This window comes from Nocardia caishijiensis NBRC 108228, assembly GCF_001612825.1.
Lineage (GTDB): Bacteria > Actinomycetota > Actinomycetes > Mycobacteriales > Mycobacteriaceae > Nocardia > Nocardia caishijiensis.
The window spans coordinates 19,560-35,070 of record NZ_BDBE01000049.1 but is presented as its reverse complement, the minus strand read 5'-3'; the positions used below and the strand labels follow the sequence as shown (position 1 = coordinate 35,070).

General features: G+C 69.7%; 13 protein-coding genes. 6 read left to right on the top strand and 7 right to left on the bottom strand.

The features are described 5' to 3' along the window. Window positions 1-205 precede the first annotated feature (205 nt). Window positions 206-1,705 (top strand): alpha/beta hydrolase, encoded by a 1,500-nt coding sequence (locus NC7_RS25710; RefSeq protein ID WP_067987720.1) that lies wholly within the window; start codon window positions 206-208, stop codon window positions 1,703-1,705. Between the two features lie 3 nt (window positions 1,706-1,708). Here NC7_RS25710 and ppc read toward each other — a convergent pair whose 3' ends face one another. From ppc to NC7_RS25695, 3 genes are read right to left on the bottom strand one after another with little or no spacing between them, the layout of a single operon-like run. Then, entirely contained in the window at window positions 1,709-4,480 is a 2,772-nt protein-coding gene (gene ppc / locus NC7_RS25705; protein ID WP_067987717.1) for a phosphoenolpyruvate carboxylase, read from the bottom strand. A gap of 52 nt (window positions 4,481-4,532) precedes the next feature. Beyond that, a complete protein-coding gene (locus tag NC7_RS25700; RefSeq protein ID WP_067987715.1) occupies window positions 4,533-5,096 on the bottom strand; it encodes a sugar O-acetyltransferase in 564 nt (187 codons plus the stop codon). 40 nt (window positions 5,097-5,136) lie between these two features. Beyond that, window positions 5,137-6,204, bottom strand: coding sequence for an ABC transporter substrate-binding protein (locus NC7_RS25695; protein WP_067987713.1), 1,068 nt, complete (start codon window positions 6,202-6,204; stop codon window positions 5,137-5,139). An 85-nt stretch (window positions 6,205-6,289) separates the two neighbouring features. Here NC7_RS25695 and NC7_RS25690 point away from each other — a divergent pair, with 85 nt between their 5' ends. From NC7_RS25690 to NC7_RS25670, 5 genes are all read left to right on the top strand, one after another. Further along, complete coding sequence (locus tag NC7_RS25690; protein ID WP_201449927.1) at window positions 6,290-7,321, top strand: FecCD family ABC transporter permease; 1,032 nt, start codon at window positions 6,290-6,292, stop codon at window positions 7,319-7,321. Continuing rightward, window positions 7,318-8,400 (top strand): FecCD family ABC transporter permease, encoded by a 1,083-nt coding sequence (locus NC7_RS25685; RefSeq protein WP_067987708.1) that lies wholly within the window; start codon window positions 7,318-7,320, stop codon window positions 8,398-8,400. Before NC7_RS25690 ends, NC7_RS25685 begins: the two co-directional genes overlap by 4 nt. Further along, window positions 8,400-9,200: an ABC transporter ATP-binding protein gene (locus NC7_RS25680; RefSeq protein WP_067987704.1), complete on the top strand. Its 801-nt coding sequence runs from the start codon at window positions 8,400-8,402 to the stop codon at window positions 9,198-9,200. Before NC7_RS25685 ends, NC7_RS25680 begins: the two co-directional genes overlap by 1 nt. A 9-nt stretch (window positions 9,201-9,209) precedes the next feature. Then, window positions 9,210-9,839, top strand: a complete 630-nt coding sequence (locus NC7_RS25675) for a TetR/AcrR family transcriptional regulator (protein ID WP_067987701.1) — start codon at window positions 9,210-9,212, stop codon at window positions 9,837-9,839. A gap of 90 nt (window positions 9,840-9,929) precedes the next feature. After that, entirely contained in the window at window positions 9,930-11,315 is a 1,386-nt protein-coding gene (locus NC7_RS25670; RefSeq protein ID WP_067987697.1) for a lipase family protein, read from the top strand. Between the two features lie 77 nt (window positions 11,316-11,392). On the opposite strand, the gene NC7_RS25665 is transcribed toward NC7_RS25670, so the two are convergent. The 4 genes from NC7_RS25665 to NC7_RS25650 are packed head-to-tail and all read right to left on the bottom strand — an operon-like array spanning window position 11,393 to window position 15,355. After that, window positions 11,393-11,959: a GTP-binding protein gene (locus tag NC7_RS25665; RefSeq protein WP_067987862.1), complete on the bottom strand. Its 567-nt coding sequence runs from the start codon at window positions 11,957-11,959 to the stop codon at window positions 11,393-11,395. Window positions 11,960-11,978: 19 nt separating this feature from the next. Further along, the gene (locus tag NC7_RS25660) at window positions 11,979-12,410 is read right to left on the bottom strand and encodes a DUF742 domain-containing protein (protein WP_067987693.1); all 432 of its coding nucleotides are present in this window, start codon (window positions 12,408-12,410) and stop codon (window positions 11,979-11,981) included. After that, a complete protein-coding gene (locus NC7_RS25655; RefSeq protein WP_067987691.1) occupies window positions 12,407-12,835 on the bottom strand; it encodes a roadblock/LC7 domain-containing protein in 429 nt (142 codons plus the stop codon). Before NC7_RS25655 ends, NC7_RS25660 begins: the two co-directional genes overlap by 4 nt. A gap of 15 nt (window positions 12,836-12,850) precedes the next feature. Continuing rightward, window positions 12,851-15,355: a sensor histidine kinase gene (locus NC7_RS25650; protein ID WP_067987688.1), complete on the bottom strand. Its 2,505-nt coding sequence runs from the start codon at window positions 15,353-15,355 to the stop codon at window positions 12,851-12,853. Window positions 15,356-15,511: the final 156 nt, after the last annotated feature.

Genomic DNA, 15,511 nt, shown 5'->3' with positions numbered 1-15,511 from the left:
CCGTCCCGAAGCAGCAGCCCAGCGGATGAGATGTGCTCGACCCGAGTCGAATCGCCGCTTCGACTTTCGTCCGACACGATCGCCGCCGCCGGAGCGATGTGCCGGTGCGGTCGGCGCGACAGACTCGTCTGTGTACCTGCCGGACACGAGCCCGAGTGGACGATTCGCTCGTGGAAGGCGCCATGTCGTCGGGGAGTAGCAGCGGATGAATCGACAACGAAGCCTGAGTCTGTTGGCTGTCCTCGGTCTCAGCGCGACCCTTACCGGGGCACCCGATGTGGTGGCGGAGCCGACCGGAGACCGCGCGGCGCAGGTGCGGTGGGGCGCCTGTCCGGAGGGGGTGGAAGATCTCACGGCCGGGCCCGCCCAGTTGGACTGTGCCACCGTGCCGGTGCCCCTGAACTACCGCGAACCCGAAGGCACGCGGATCGAGATCATGATCTCGCGGCTGGCGAGCAGGAACCCGGACAAGCGTCGCGGAGTGTTGCTGCTCAACCCCGGTGGTCCGGGCGGTACAGGGTTGGACCAGCCCAAGTTCCTGGCTGCCCATGGGCTGCCCGCCGAAGTCCTCGACAGCTATGACCTGATCGGTATTGATACCCGCGGGGTAGGGCATTCGGCGCCGGTGAGCTGCGGGTTCACCGACGATCAGGTGTACTTCGGCAATATCGCGCCGTATGCGGTGAACGATGCGGCGGTCACCGAGCGGGCCGTGATCGCCCAGGGGGTCGCCGAGCAGTGCGCGGCCAACGACCACGACGGCCGGATGTCACACGTGTCGACGGCGAACATGGCCCGTGACCTGGACCGGATCCGGGCCGCGTTGGGTGCGGACAAGGCCAGCTTCCTCGGCTACTCGTATGGCACCGCGCTCGGCGCCGCCTACGCCTCGATGTTCCCGCAGCAGGTCGACCGCGTCGTGCTCGACAGCAATATCGGCGACACGCACCTCGACCACGAGGGGATGCGTCTCTACGGCCGCGGCATGGAGGAGACATTTCCCGACTTCGCCGAATGGGCGGCCGCCCGTCACGACACCTACGGTCTGGGCCGCACACCGGAGGAGGTGCGGCGGACGTACTTCACCCTGGCCGAGCGGCTCGACGCGCACCCGGTGGACGGCATGGACGGAAACCTCTTCCGATTCGGCACCTTCTTCACGCTCTATCGCCCGGCGCTGTACGCCTCGGCGGCCGAGAGTTGGCGATCGCTCATCGACACCGGGCGCCCCGGTCCCGCGGGCGGCCGCCCGCCGGGCACCGGCGCACCGTCCCCGAACGACAACGCTTGGTCGGTGTTTCTCGCCGTGACCTGCAACGACGTCGAATGGCCCGAGGACATCGGTTCCTACCGGCGGGCCGTGGCCGAGGACCGGGAACGGCACCCGCTCTACGGCGCGGCCGCCGCGAACGTCATGCCGTGCGCCTACTGGAAGCTCGGGCCGTCCGAGCCGCCGGTATCGATCGACAGCACCGCTCCCGGCGCGGTGCTGATCGTGCAGAACCAGCGCGACCCGGTCACCCCGTTGCGCGGCGGCGAACTTCTCGACGCGAAATTCGGTCAGCGGTCACGGTTGGTCACCGTCGACGGGAGTGGGCACGGGGTCTATGTTCTCGGCGCCGATCCCTGCGCGACCGAGACCGTCACCGACTATCTGGTCGACGGCACCGTGCCCGAACACGACACGACCTGTCGCACGGGCTAGCGCCTAGCCCGAGTTGCGCAGGGCGGTGGCGAGGCCGTTCATGGTGAGCAGGATGCCCCGCTTCACCAATTCCGAATCGTCACCGCCGCGCAGCCTGCGCAGCAGGTCCACCTGGAGCTGATTGAGCGGTTCCAGGTAGGGGAAACGGTTGTGGATCGACTCCGCCAGCGACGGGTTGTCGCTGAGGAGTTCTTCGTGGCCGGTGACCGCCTTGTACATGCGGACGGTGCGGGCGTGTTCGTCGCGGATCATCCCGAAGATCTTGTCGCGCAACGTTTTGTCGTCCACCAGGTCGGCGTAACGGGCGGCGATGTCGAGGTCGCTCTTGGCCATCACCTGCGCCAGATTCGACAACACGGTGCGCAGGAACGGCCACCGCTGGTAGAGATCGGTGAGCCGGGCCAGGCGCGCCGGATCGTCGCCGACCCAGTCCTCGAGCGCGGTGCCGGTGCCGTACCAGCCCGGCAGCATGACACGCGCCTGACTCCAGGCCATCACCCACGGAATCGCGCGCAGATCCGACACCGAATTGGTGGGTTTGCGCGAGGCCGGGCGGCTGCCGATATTGAGGTCGCCGACCTCGGCGACGGGGGTGGACTGCCGGAAGTATTCGACGAAGCCGGGGGTGTCGTGCACCAGGTGCGCGTAGGCGGCGCGAGCCCGGGTCGCCAGGTCGTCGAGCAGTTCGTAGGCCGGTTCGGCGTCGTCGCCGAGGCCTTCCACGTCGAGCAGGGTGGATTCGAGGGTGCCCGCGATGAGCGATTCCAGGTTGCGGTGTGCCGCACCGGATTCGGAGTACTTCGCGGCGATCACCTCACCCTGTTCGGTGAGCCGCAACGACCCGCGCACCGCACCGGCGGGCTGGGCGAGGATCGCGTCGTAACTGCGACCACCACCGCGGCCGACGGTGCCGCCACGACCGTGGAAGAGCCGCAACCGGATTCCCGCCTTGCGCGCCACCTCCACCAGGTCCAGTTCGGCGCGGTAGAGCGCCCAGTTCGCCGCCAGGTACCCGCCGTCCTTGTTGGAATCGGAGTAACCGAGCATCACCTCCTGCCGCATCCCCGCCGCGGCGACGAGCTCGCGGTACACCGGAACCTCCAGTGCGGCAGCCAGAGTCGCCGCACCGGCACCGAGGTCCTCGATGGTCTCGAACAGCGGAACGATGCCGACGGGGCTGCGCGGCGAGGCATCGGCGGAGCCGGGATCGAGAATGCCCGCCTCTTTGAGCAGTAGGGCCGCTTCGAGCATGTCGCTCACCGACGTGCACATGCTGATGATGTAGTTCGGGACGGCGGCGGCGCCGAAGGTGTCGATCACGCCCTTGGCGGCGCGCAGCACGCCGAGTTCCTTGGCCGCCAGTTCGCTCAGCCGGGCGTTCGGGCCGAGCAGTGGTCTGCGCGTGCGCAATTCGGTGGCCAGCAGGTCGACCCGTTCGGCTTCGCTCAAGCTCGCGTAGTCCTGATGCACACCCGACCAGGCGAGCAGTTCGGCGACGACCTGTTCGTGCACCTCGGAGTTCTGCCGCATATCGAGGCCCTGCAGGTGGAAACCGAACGTCTCCACGGCGTGGCGCAGGGCGGCGAGGCGGTCGTCGGCGAGCAGGGCGTCGCCGCTGGCCCGCAGGGAGGCGTCGATCGCGTCCAGATCGTCGAGTACCGCCTGCGGTGTGGGGTACGGCTCGGCATCGGTGGCCAGACCGTTGTCCGGGAGGCGGTCGAGCGAGCGCGCGGCGGTGGCGCTCAGCCGCGCCCGGACCGCGTGCAGCGCCCGGCGATACGGTTCGTCGGCGAACACGGCCGGGTCGTCGTACCCGGCGTCGGCCAGTGCAGCGACCGCCGGGCTGACCCGCACCAGACGCGCCGACTGCGACAGCGACTTCTCCAGTTCGACCAGCTCGCCCAGGTAGCGACCGAAGGCGTAGGCGGCGGCCTGCTCGGCGGCGGTGTGCACGACTTCGGCTGTCACATAGGGGTTTCCGTCGCGATCACCGCCGATCCACGAACCGGGACGCAGGATCGGGCGGTCGAGCAGGTCGACATCGGGCCAGCGCGAACGCAGCGCGGCACGGACTTCGGCGTTGATCGCGGGGATCACGTCGTAGAGGGTGAGGTCGTAGTAGCGCAGACCGACCGAGATCTCGTCCTGGATCCGCAAGCGCGCCAAGCGGATCAGCGCGGTGCGCCACAGGGTGAGCACTTCACGACGGATGCGCGGTTCGATGTCGTCGAATCCGGGGTCGCCCGGTTCGAGCCTGCGCCGCAACCGCATCAGCGCCGTGATCTTGGCCTGCACGTCGAAGACCGTGCGCCTGCGGGTCTCGGTGGGGTGCGCGGTGATCACCGGGGAGACCAGGGCATCGGTGAGTTGTTCGGCCACGCCGGTGCCGTCCAGGGCGGCGGCATCGAGTTTGGCGTAGGTGGCGGCCAGCGACGAGTCCTGCGGCGGTTCTCCCGCCGCCACGTGCGCGGCGCGGCGGCGGTCGCGCTGGATGTCCTCGGCCAGGTTGGCCAGCAGCACGAAATAACTGAACGCCCGGATCAGCGGCAGCGCCACCTCGGTGGGGGTGCCGTCGAGCATGTCGGCGACGGCGCTGCGCTCCACTTCCTCGCGGCGCACCCGGAACGCCTCGATGCGGACCCGTTCGATGAGGTCGAACACCTCGGGTCCCTCGTGGTCCCGGATGGTGTCACCGAGGATTCCGCCGAGGAACCGGATGTCCTCGCGCAACGGCCGGGTGGCTTCCTGCTCCTGCACGACTCGCGATTGGCCCATGAACAGACAGTATTGCCGTCGACCCACCCGGCGCGACCCGGCGACGCGCGGATCACACCGACAGTGCCCGGATCACCCTGGCCGGGTTACCCGCCGCGAACACGCGGTCGGGCAGGTCGCGGGTGACCACGCTGCCCGCGCCGACCACCACGTCGTCGCCGATGGTCACCCCGGGGCACACGATCACCCCGCCACCGAACCACGCGTTGTTCCCGATCCGGATCGGCGCCGCCGATTCCCAACGCTGCCTGCGCTTTTCGTGGTCGTCCATCGGATGAAGGGCGGTGAGCAGCTGAGCGCGCGGGCCGATCGAACAGTCGTCGCCGATGGTGATCGGCGCGCAGTCGAGCAGGATCGCGTCGTAGTTGAGGAAACTGTTGGCCCCGATCTCGATCAGGTAGCCGTAGTCGCACTGGAATCGCGGCATGATCCAGGACCCCTCGCCCAGTGTGCCGAGGAGATCGCCGAGCAACTCGGTCCGTCGATCGGTCTCATCGGGGCCGGTGCGATTGAACTCGTCGCACAGCCGTTGCGCTCGCCGCCGTTCGGCCACGAGTTCCGGGTCGTCGTCTTTGTACAGGTCCCCCGCCAGCATGCGCTGCTTCTGTTCGCCCATCCCGCCGAGTGTAGGGGCGGGCGAACAGAACACGCCGGACCTACTTCGCCGGGTCGACGCCGAAGGTCGCGGCGATGTCGTCGAGGACCGCGTGCGCGCCGGTGAGGCCGACCGAGGTCAGCCAGACCAGGTCGTCGACCGGGGTGATCTTGCCGCGCAGCTGGTTCCACAGCGGGTTGGCCTCGGCGGCCGCCTTGCGCTGGGTGGCGGCATCCTCGCCGCTGCTGGTGAGGAAGACGTAGTCGGCGTCGGCGTCGAGCAGACGTTCCGGGCTCAGCGTGATCGCGAAGTCGTTCTTCGGATCGGCGGACTTGTCGGGCTGGTTCAGGCCGGTGTCGGCGAAGATGTCGCCGATGAAGCTGACCCGCTGCATGAGCCGGTCCTCCTTGCCCATGAAGCGAAGCAGCGACACGGTGGGCGCGGTGCCACCGTTCTTGTCCTTGATCGCCGCGCCGATCGCGGCGGCCCGCTCCTGATAGGCCGTGAGCTTGGCCTCGGCGAGCTTCTCCTTGTCGACCGCCTTGGCGAGCAACAGCAGGTTCTCCTTCCAGGTGGCCCCGGTGGTCTGACTGAACACCACCGGCACCGTGCCCGAACCGAGCTTGATGCCACGGAACTGCTCGTACTGCTTCTCGTGCCGCACCTTGGCCGACACGATCAGGTCCGGGCGGGCACCCGCCAGCTTCTCGATGTCGGGGGTCTGCACATGGCCGATGTTGACGGCGCGCCCACCGCAGGTCTGCGCCGCGGCGCCGAGGAACGCGGGCAGCTTCTCCCCCATGGACTGGTACGTCGTGTACGCGACCAGTTCGGTGTCGAGCACCAGGGCGGCGTCGACGAAGGTCTGATCGAGGGCAGCGACCCGAACCGGGCGGGTGGCGATGGTCGCCGGGTCGACGACCGTGCCGACATTCGCACCGGCCGCGTCGGTGACCGCGCCCTTCTCGATGGTGCGCGGGTACGCGCCGCCGTCGAGGTTGCTCGCGGTGTCGCAGTCACTGCCCGCGACACCGGTTGTCGCCCGGTCCTGACCGCAGGCGGACAGGCTCAGTACAGCGGCGGCGACCGCCGCGACGGCGGCGAGCCGACGGCTCAGTGGGGTGTTCATCGACGTCCTCCCGGGTGGTTCGGTTGCCCTCAGGGTTGCTAACGTAGCGAAGCCTTACCTAATTACCAACTACGAAGAGGGGACAGTGGCCGCTTCGCCGCCCGGAGCCGTGTTCGCCGACACGCGATCTCGCCGGTTGCTACTCATCGCGGGATTGCTGGTCTCGGTGCTCGCGGCCGTCCTGCTCAGCTTGGCCGTCGGCTCGAAATTCATCGCGCCCCTAGAGGTTCTGCAGGCCCTCGGCGGTACGACCGACACCGAGACCGGCGCCATCGTGAACGGCCTGCGCCTGCCGCGCACCCTGCTCGGCATCCTGGCCGGGCTCGCGCTCGGTATCGCGGGCGCCGTGATCCAGGGACACACCAGGAACCCGCTCGCCGATCCCGCGCTGCTCGGCATCACCCAGGGCGCGGCACTCGGCATCGTCGCGGCGGTGATGATCGGCGGCGTGTCCAGTCTGTTCGGCTACGTGTGGTTCGGCTTCGCCGGGGCCTTGATCGCCTCCGTCACCGTGTTCGCCATCGGCGCGACGGGGCGTGGCGGACCCACCCCGGTGACTCTGGCGCTGGCGGGCGCCGCCGTCAGCTATCTGCTCCAGGGACTGATCTCGGCGGTGGTGCTGTTCGACACCGACGTCACCGATATCTATCGTTTCTGGAAGGCCGGTTCGCTGACCGGCTCCAGCCTGGATCTGCTGGCCAAGGCGACACCTTTCGTCGTGGCCGGGATCGTGCTCGCCCTGGCCAACACCTCCGCGCTCAACGCGCTCGGCCTCGGTGAGGACACCGCGCGCGCCCTCGGGCATCGCGTCACTCTGGCCCGCACCGTCGGGATCACGTCGATCGTGCTGCTCACCGGCGCGGTCGTGGCGATCGCCGGTCCGCTCGGTTTCGTCGGACTCGTCGTGCCGCACCTCGCGCGCGGCATCACCGGACCCGACTACCGCTGGTTGGTTCCGGTCGCCGGGCTGCTCGGAGTGGTCCTGGTGCTGGTCGCCGACATCGCGGGACGACTCGTACTGGACAAGGGCGAGCTTCCGGCGGGCATCATGCTCGCCGTCGTCGGCGTCCCGTTCTTCATCGCGCTGGTCCGCCGCCGGAAGTTGGTGACCATATGAGTACCGTTCTGGCGGTCCGGCTGGGGCCGGTGTCCTGGCAGCTGCGCCTGCGCACGGCAGCGGTCCTGCTGCTCGGCGCCGCGATCCTCGCCGCCGCGAGTTGTGTCGCGCTCGCGCTCGGCACCTACACCATGCCCGACGGCGGCCCGGTGACGCCGCTGGATGTGCTCGCGGTGCTCACCGGCGGTGGCGACGACGGGCTGGCCTACGTGGTGTGGGATCTGCGGCTGCCCCGGATCCTCACCGGCGCGTTGGTCGGCGCGGCACTCGCGTTGTCCGGTGCGATCACCCAGGGCATCGCGCGCAACCCGTTGTCGAGTCCCGACATTCTCGGCGTTACCGCGGGGTCGAGTGTCGCCGCGGTCGCGGTGATCGCGCTGGCGGGCAGTCGGGGTCAGGTCAGCGGCGCGGTGGCCGAGATCGGGGTGCCGGTGGCCTCGATACTGGGCGGGCTGCTCGCCGCGCTCGGCGTCTTCGTGCTGGCGTGGAGTGGGGGAATCGAAGGCCATCGGCTCGTGCTGGTCGGCCTGGGTGCCGGTTCGCTGCTGTCCAGCGTGACGTTCTGGTTGCTCAGCGTCGGGGAAGTCGATGTCGCGACCCGGGCGGTGACCTGGCTGACCGGCAGCCTCAACGGCAGCGGCTGGATCCAGGTGACCCCGGTGGCGATCGCCCTGGCCGTGCTGGTTCCGGTGGTCCTCGCGAGCACTCACCTGCTCGGGGCCCTGCACTTCGGCGACGACACCGCCCGCTCGCTCGGTGTGCGCCTCAACGCCGCGCGCCTGACCCTGCTGGTGCTGGCCGTGCTGCTGGCCGGTGTCGCGACGGCGTCGGCGGGGGCCGTCATCTTCATCGCGCTCGCCGTGCCGCAGGTGGCGTTGCGCCTCACCGGTTCGGCCCAGCCCCCGCTGCTCACCTCGGCGGTACTCGGCGCGGCGTTCACCGTCACCGCCGATCTGGTCGCCCGCACACTCCTGCCCTCGGGCGAACTTCCCGTCGGGGTGATTACCGCCGTGCTCGGCGCTCCCTACCTGATCTATCTGTTGATGCGGCGCGATCGTGCCGGGAAAGCGGGCGCGTGATGACCGTTCGACTGCGTGCCGATGCCGTGACCCTCGGCTACGGCCCGACCACCGTCGTCGACGGGCTGGATCTCGAGATCACCGACGCCACCATCACCGCGGTGATCGGACCCAACGGATGCGGGAAGTCCACGCTGCTGCGCGCGATGGCCCGGCTGATGCGGCCGACCGGTGGGCAGGTGCACCTCGACGGCAAACGCATCGACCGGATGTCGACCAGGGACGTGGCGCGGGTGCTCGGCATCCTGCCCCAATCACCGCTTGCGCCCGACGGGCTCACCGTCGCCGACCTGGTCGCCCGGGGCAGACACCCGCACCAGCGGTGGTACCGGCAGTGGTCCTCCGACGACGAGTCGGCCATCACCGAGGCCCTGACCTGGACGAACATGGCCGAATTCGCCGACCGCTCGCTCGACGAACTGTCCGGCGGGCAGCGCCAACGCGCCTGGATCTCGATGGCGCTGGCCCAGAACACCGACCTGCTGCTGCTCGACGAACCGACCACCTTCCTCGACCTGGCCCACCAGATCGAGGTGCTCGACCTGGTCCGGCGCCTGCACGCGGAGGCGAACCGGACGGTGGTGATGGTGCTGCACGACCTGAATCTGGCCGCCCGCTACGCCCATCGGCTGGTCGCCATGCGCGCCGGGCAGGTGGTCGCCGCGGGTACACCCGCCGAGGTCCTCACCGAAGACGTGGTGGCGCAGGTGTTCGGGCTGCGCGCGAAGGTGATCGAGGACCCGGTCACCGGCACCCCGCTGGTGGTCCCGATCGGACCTGTCGAGGCCACCACCTCGTAGGGTCGTGGGGTGACATCTGGGCGGACCCGGCACAACTACACCGGCACCTCGGTCGCCGAACGGCAGGTCGAGCGGCGTGCGCTGTTCATCGAGGCCGGACTGACCGTTTTCGCCGAGAAGTCCTATGCCAACAGTTCGCTCACCGATGTGTGCGCGGTGGCCGGGCTGTCACGGCGGCAGTTCTACGAGCAGTTCGCCGGACGCGAGGAACTGCTCGTCGCGGTGTACGACGCGGTGCAGGGCAGGGCTCGCGACGCCGTGCTCGCCGCGCTGGCGGCCGTCGACACCGACGACCTGCGCACCCTCATCGATGCCGCGCTGCGCGCCTACACCACGGCCATCACCGACGACATCCGAGCGGCCAAGGTGGCCTTCGTCGAGATCGTCGGGGTGAGCCAGGCGGTCGAGGAACACCGGGCGCGGGTGCGGGATCGCTGGGGCGAGGTGGTCGCCACGATCGCGGCCACCCGCGACGGTGTGCGTACCCCGCCGGGCGGGTGGCGGATGGCGATGGCGGCCTTCATCGGCGCTGTGAACGGCGCCGTGCACCAGTGGAGCCTCGACGACCCCCGGCCGCCCGTCGATCATCTCGTCGATGTCTTCACCACCCTGCTCACCGCCTTGACCTCGCCCGCGTGACCCGCGACTGATTGCGATCCACACCACACTCGTGCCATAGTAGCCGCCATTGAGACGAAGGCGTCTCAATTCCTGTGAGGACTGTGCACGATGAGATCTTCCCTGATTCCGCGCTGGTCGGCCCTGGCCACGAGCGTGCTCGCGGCGGCGACGCTGCTGGTGGCCGGGCCGGTCGCCGCCGAGCCGACCGCGATCACCCCCGCCCCGGTGATTCCGCTGCCGCCCGAGCTCGACGCGGGCTTCTACCTCCCGCCCGCCGACGTGGTGGCGGCGACCGCACCGGGCGCGATCATCGCGGCCCGACAGGTCACCGTCGCCGACTTCGGCGTGCTGCCCGTCGCTGTCGACGCCTGGCAGGTGTCCTACCGCTCCAACAACAGCCGCGACGAGGCGATCCCGGCCGTGGCCACGGTGATCAAGCCACGCGGTCAGGCGATCTCACCCCGCAAGCTGCTCTCGGTGCAGCTCGCCGAGGACTCGACCGCCGGTTACTGCGCGCCCTCGTATGCGCTGCAACATCTTTCGGTCGCCGCGGTGGCCGGTCAGATCGTGGTACCGGCCGAGTTCCTGTTCGCGCAGGCGGCGTTGGCCCAAGGCTGGGCGGTCGTGGTGCCCGACCACCAGGGTCCGTACTCGGCCTACGCCGCCGGACCGCTGGCGGGACGGATCACTCTCGACGGCATCCGCGCCGCGACCGGCTTCGCGCCGCTCGAAGTGGGCCCCGGCGGTCCGGTCGGTCTCTACGGGTACTCCGGCGGATCGATCGCGACCGGGCACGCCGCCGAGTTGCACGCGAGCTATGCCCCCGAACTGAACATCGTCGGCGCCGCCGAGGGTGGGGTCGGCGCGGATCTCGGCGCCGCCCTCACGATGGCGAACCATCAACTCACCTCCGGCCTGGTCTTCGCCGCCGTCCTCGGCCTCACCCGCGAATACCCCGAATTCGCCGCCTATCTCGATCAGCGGTTGAACCCGCTCGGCAAGGGACTCGCCGCGATCAAGTCGCCGCTGTGCGTGCAGTACCAGTCGGCGCTGCTGCCGTTCCTCGACCTCACCGGCATGATCGGCTCCGACGGCAACCCGCTCGATGATCCGCCGGTCGCGGCCATGCTCGACGACACCCGCATGGGCAGGGCCGTGCCGGACATGCCCCTGTTCATCTGGCATTCGGCATGGGACGAGATCCTTCCCCTCGGCGCCACCGACACGCTGGTCGACACCTACTGCCGCGACCCGAACATCGCCCTGACCTACACCCGCGACCACGCCAGTGAGCACATCGTCGCCGAGGTCGTCGGCGGACCGGCCGCACTGCTGTGGCTGCGCGACCGGCTCGACGGCATCCCCGCCCCGCAGGGCTGCGCCATCTCCGACGCGGGCACGATGGCCGCCACCCCGGGCGCCCTCGACTTCCTCGGCGACGCACTGTCCGACAAGTTCGCGACCTTCCTCGGAACCCCGCTCGGCAGCCGCTGATACACGCTCGCACCGCACGACCGATACAGTGCCGCCATGGGCTACACCAGCCACCGCGAACCGCCCGCTGACAGCGCTCAGCTGACTTCCCGGTGACGTGGCGGGACGCGGTGCAGGAGAACTTGTTCGAGGAGTGCGACCAGGATGTCGCGCACGGAGTCGCGGCTGCGGGCATCGCAGTCGAGAACGGGGATCCAGTCGTCGAGACCGAGGGCTTCGCGGACTTCGGGCAGGTCGAAGTGGGGGGTGTCGGGGAAGCGGTTGACCACCACGACGAACGGGGTGTTGTGGTCTTCGAAGTAGTCGAGGACGGGGTAGCAGTCTTCGACGCGGGCGGTGTCGACCACGATCACCGCGCCGAGGGCGCCGTCGACGAGGTCGTCCCACAGGAAGACGAAGCGGTCCTGGCCAGGGGTACCGAACAGGTACAGGATCAGGGAGTCGTCGAGGGTGACGCGGCCGAAGTCCAGAGCGACCGTGGTCGCGGTCTTCTCGGCGTGACGGCCGGGGTCGTCGACACCGATCGACACCTCGGTCATCGCGGCCTCGGTGACCAGCGGCTCGATCTCGGAGATGGCGCCGATGAAGGTGGTCTTACCGACGCCGAAGCCGCCGCTGACCACGATCTTCACCGAGGACGGCATCGACGCCGCGGTGCGGGTTTCAGAGTGCGCGAACAAGATCGGCGATCCTTTCGATGGCGGCGGTCGTCAACTCGGGCGCGTCCCGCACGGTCACCTGACCGGCCGCGGCCAGATCGCTGACGATCACCTTGGCGACACCGGACGGCACCCGCAGGGCGGCACCGATCTCGGCGATGGAATGGGGATGCTGACACAACCGGACCACGGCGAGTTCCTCGAACCGCAACGGGGCCGACAGCGCCGAAGGTGGGGCGAGGACCAGGGTTTCGAGCCGCAGTCCGTCGAGAACCGGGACGGTGCGACCACCGGTGACGACGAACGGCCGGACGAAACGCTCGTCGCCGGTGTCGGCGGCGACCTGGTCGGCCCACCGCCCAGCACCCCATCCCGCGGGCTCGTTCAGCGGGATCATGCGCGGATCGGGCAGGCGCGGGCGATCGGAATCCCTCATCGCCGCAACGTCTCTCGCAGCTCCCCGATCAGCATGGGATCGAGCAGTGCGCCCGCGCGTTCGGCCAGCACCGCCATCTCGTAGCCGACCAGGCCCACATCACAGCCACCGTCGGCGATCACCCCGAGACAGCTGCCGTCACCGAGCGCCGAGACGAGCAGGAAGCCACGTTTCATCTCGATCATGATCAGCTTCAGCCCGTCGAAGTCGTAACTGCGCGAGGCACTTCGGGCCAGGCTCGACAGTCCCGACACCATGGCGGCGAGCCGGTCGGCGCCGGTGCGGTCCAAGCCTTCGGACATGGCGATGAGCAGGCCGTCGGACGAGACGGCGACCGTGTCGCGCACGCCGTCGGTGTTGCGCACGAAGTTGCCGAGCAGCCAGTTGAAGGTGTGCGGGTCGGCGGTCGGAAGGTGGGTGGTCACCGTGGCTCCTTACGGTCAGCGGATGTGGTCGACTTCGCGTGCTCCGCTGCCGCTGTCGTGGCCGGTGCGGAACGCGGCGAGCATGCTGCGAGTCTGGTCGGGGGTCCGCTCGGCGACCGGCGGGCGGTCGTGGCGGGCGGGCTCGCGGATCGGCCGGTCGGGCGGCGTCGCCCGTTTGGCGCGCTTCACCAGGCCGTTGCGGGTGCGTTCGACGGTGGCGGACTTGTCGAGGGCGCCCACGCCGACGCTGAGGTCCGGTGAGCCGGGCGATTCCGCCGCTCCACTGAGCGTGTCGATCCGAGCCCTCGGTCCCTCGACCGTGGGCGTCGCGTGTCCGTTGCGACTGGCGTAGGTCGCTGTGCCGGTGAGGAATCGCGTGTAGGGCGAGGCGGCGACGGGCACGTCGACGCCGTTGTGGACCGGTTCCGGCCGACGACCGTCGGGGCGTCCGATCACCGGCCGGTCCAACGTGTTCTGGCGGGCACCGGGGAGAGCGGCCTCCGGCGCCGGGCCGAACCCGCTCTCCGGCAGCTGTTCGCGGCTGTGTCGCGCACCGGTCGGCGCCCCGTTCCGGTCGTCGCCCGGGGGCTCGGGTTCCGCACGCCCGGGCGACATTTCATCGGCCAGCAGGCTCGACGGCAGCAGCAGCCGGGCCACGATCCCGCTCACCGGTGAGGAATTGAGCTCCACCTCGATGCCGAGTCGACCGGCCAGCCGCCCGACGACGTAGTGGCCGAGGTAGCGAGTGGAGGCGACGATGAAATCCTGCTCACCGCGCAACCGGGCATTGGCCTCGGCGAGCTGTTCGGCGGGCATACCCACGCCGTGGTCGACGACCGCGAGCAGATATCCCGCGCCCACCTTGCGGCCGTAGATCTCCACCTCGAGATCGGGTGGGGAGAACGCCAGCCCGTTCTCGATGAGCTCGGCCAGCGCGTGGGCCAGCTCGCTGACCACCGCGCCCGTGACGGCGACATCGTCGACGCGGCGCAGCACGACGCGCCGGTAGTCGTCGACCTCCGACAGTCCGGCCCGGATCACGTCGGTGAGTGGGATCGGCTCGGCCCACCGGCGTGGGCTCGCCTCGCCGACCAGCACCAGCAGGCTCTCGGCATTGCGGCGCATGCGGGTGGCCAGATGGTCGAGTTCGAACAGATTGGACAGCGTTTTCGGGTCGAGCTCCGCACGTTCGAACTCGCTGATGAGGCCAAGTTGCCTGCGCACCAGGTTCTGGTTGCGCCGGGCCAGGTTCGCCATCGACTCGGTGGTGTTGCGCCGTACCAGCGCCTGCTCGGAGGCGAGGTCGAAGGCAGTGCGCTGCACACGGTCCAAAGCGCGTGCGACAGCGCCGATCTCGACGCTCGCGCCCGGCGGGGTGCGCACCGGGGCGGGCGGGGCCGGGCGGGCTTCGGCGGACCCGCGCCACGCGGCGATCACCTCGGGTAGACGGGTGGAGGCGACCTCGTCGGCCTCGGCGGCGAGCCCGGCCAGCGGGCGCACGATGGCCCGCACACTCGCGAACACCAGCGCGACCTCGGCGGCGATCGCCACCAGCGCGGCGAGGGCGAAGGCGGCCAGCACGACAGCGGCGGTGCGACGCAGATCGGCGGCGCGGGCCCGCACATCGTCACCGATGGACTGCTGCACGGTGCGCTGCGCGTCGATCACCTCCGTCATCTGGGTCCACCACGCGGACGCGTCGACCGCAGCGACCAACGGGCCAGCGGTGGACGCGACCGCGATGTTCTCCGATTCGCCTGCCCGCGTGGCACTGTCGCCGCGGATCACGGCGTCGAGCCGGTCACGCTGGGCCGTGGTCGCCTCGCGATCGAATTGGGCGAGCGCGGCGGCACGGGCCGCACGGATATCGAGGAACCGCACGTACTCCCCCGACTCGAACTCCCCCGCGACGAACACGCCGTTGAGGAAGCCACGTTCCCGCGCGGTGAACTCCTTCGCATCGCCAAGGGCGTAGAGCGCTTGCAGCCCGTGGCGCACGGCGGGGTCGCGTGCCTGGTCCAGCCCGAGCGCGAGCCGGTTCAGCGCGTCGACGCTGTCGGAGTAGAACTGGAACGCCGCTTGCCGCGACACCGTGCGGGTGTCGATCTGCGACCGGACCGCGGGGAGACCCGAGAGGTGGCCGAGAGCGGAGCGCACTTCCCGCGCGCCGGGTGGGTCGGCGGTCAGCGTCCCCGTCAGCATGCGCAGTGCCGCGTCGGTGGCACCCCGCTGGTCCTCTATCGGCCGGATCAGCCGCGCGTCGCCACCGAGCAGACCATTGCTCAGCCCGCGCTCACGCTGCACCTGGTGCACCAGATCTTGCGCGGCCAGCGCCACCGCGACGGCGTCGACCGTGTCCCCGCTGCGCCGGAACGCGGCGACCTGCGTCGACATCGTCACTCCGAGCAGCACGAGCACGAGCACCAGCGACACCGCGAGAATCCGGGCGAGCTGCCCGGAAATGGTGCGCGGCCGGATCAGCCCGCCACCCGCGGCCCGCCGACGGGAATGTGAACGCACCCCTGCTCCTTTGAAACACCACCCGCGCCGATTCGCGGCGGCCCACCGAAAGTCAGGTGCCAACTTGCACCGCGTGGGGTGCGCGGTCAATCCGGGACGGCGTAAGAACGGGATTCGTGCATTGATCTCAACATGCCGGAAATCAACGGCGCTTTC

Bases quoted from the DNA above. Each gene is read 5' to 3' on its own strand.
- NC7_RS25660 (WP_067987693.1), bottom strand. From the start codon at position 12,410: ATGAGGGATTCCGATCGCCCGCGCCTGCCCGATCCGCGCATGATCCCG.
- NC7_RS25700 (WP_067987715.1), bottom strand. From the start codon at position 5,096: ATGGGCGAACAGAAGCAGCGCATGCTGGCGGGGGACCTGTACAAAGAC.
- NC7_RS25710 (WP_067987720.1), top strand. From the start codon at position 206: ATGAATCGACAACGAAGCCTGAGTCTGTTGGCTGTCCTCGGTCTCAGC.
- NC7_RS25665 (WP_067987862.1), bottom strand. From the start codon at position 11,959: ATGCCGTCCTCGGTGAAGATCGTGGTCAGCGGCGGCTTCGGCGTCGGT.
- NC7_RS25680 (WP_067987704.1), top strand. From the start codon at position 8,400: ATGACCGTTCGACTGCGTGCCGATGCCGTGACCCTCGGCTACGGCCCG.
- ppc (WP_067987717.1), bottom strand. From the start codon at position 4,480: ATGGGCCAATCGCGAGTCGTGCAGGAGCAGGAAGCCACCCGGCCGTTG.
- NC7_RS25695 (WP_067987713.1), bottom strand. From the start codon at position 6,204: ATGAACACCCCACTGAGCCGTCGGCTCGCCGCCGTCGCGGCGGTCGCC.
- NC7_RS25685 (WP_067987708.1), top strand. From the start codon at position 7,318: ATGAGTACCGTTCTGGCGGTCCGGCTGGGGCCGGTGTCCTGGCAGCTG.
- NC7_RS25670 (WP_067987697.1), top strand. From the start codon at position 9,930: ATGAGATCTTCCCTGATTCCGCGCTGGTCGGCCCTGGCCACGAGCGTG.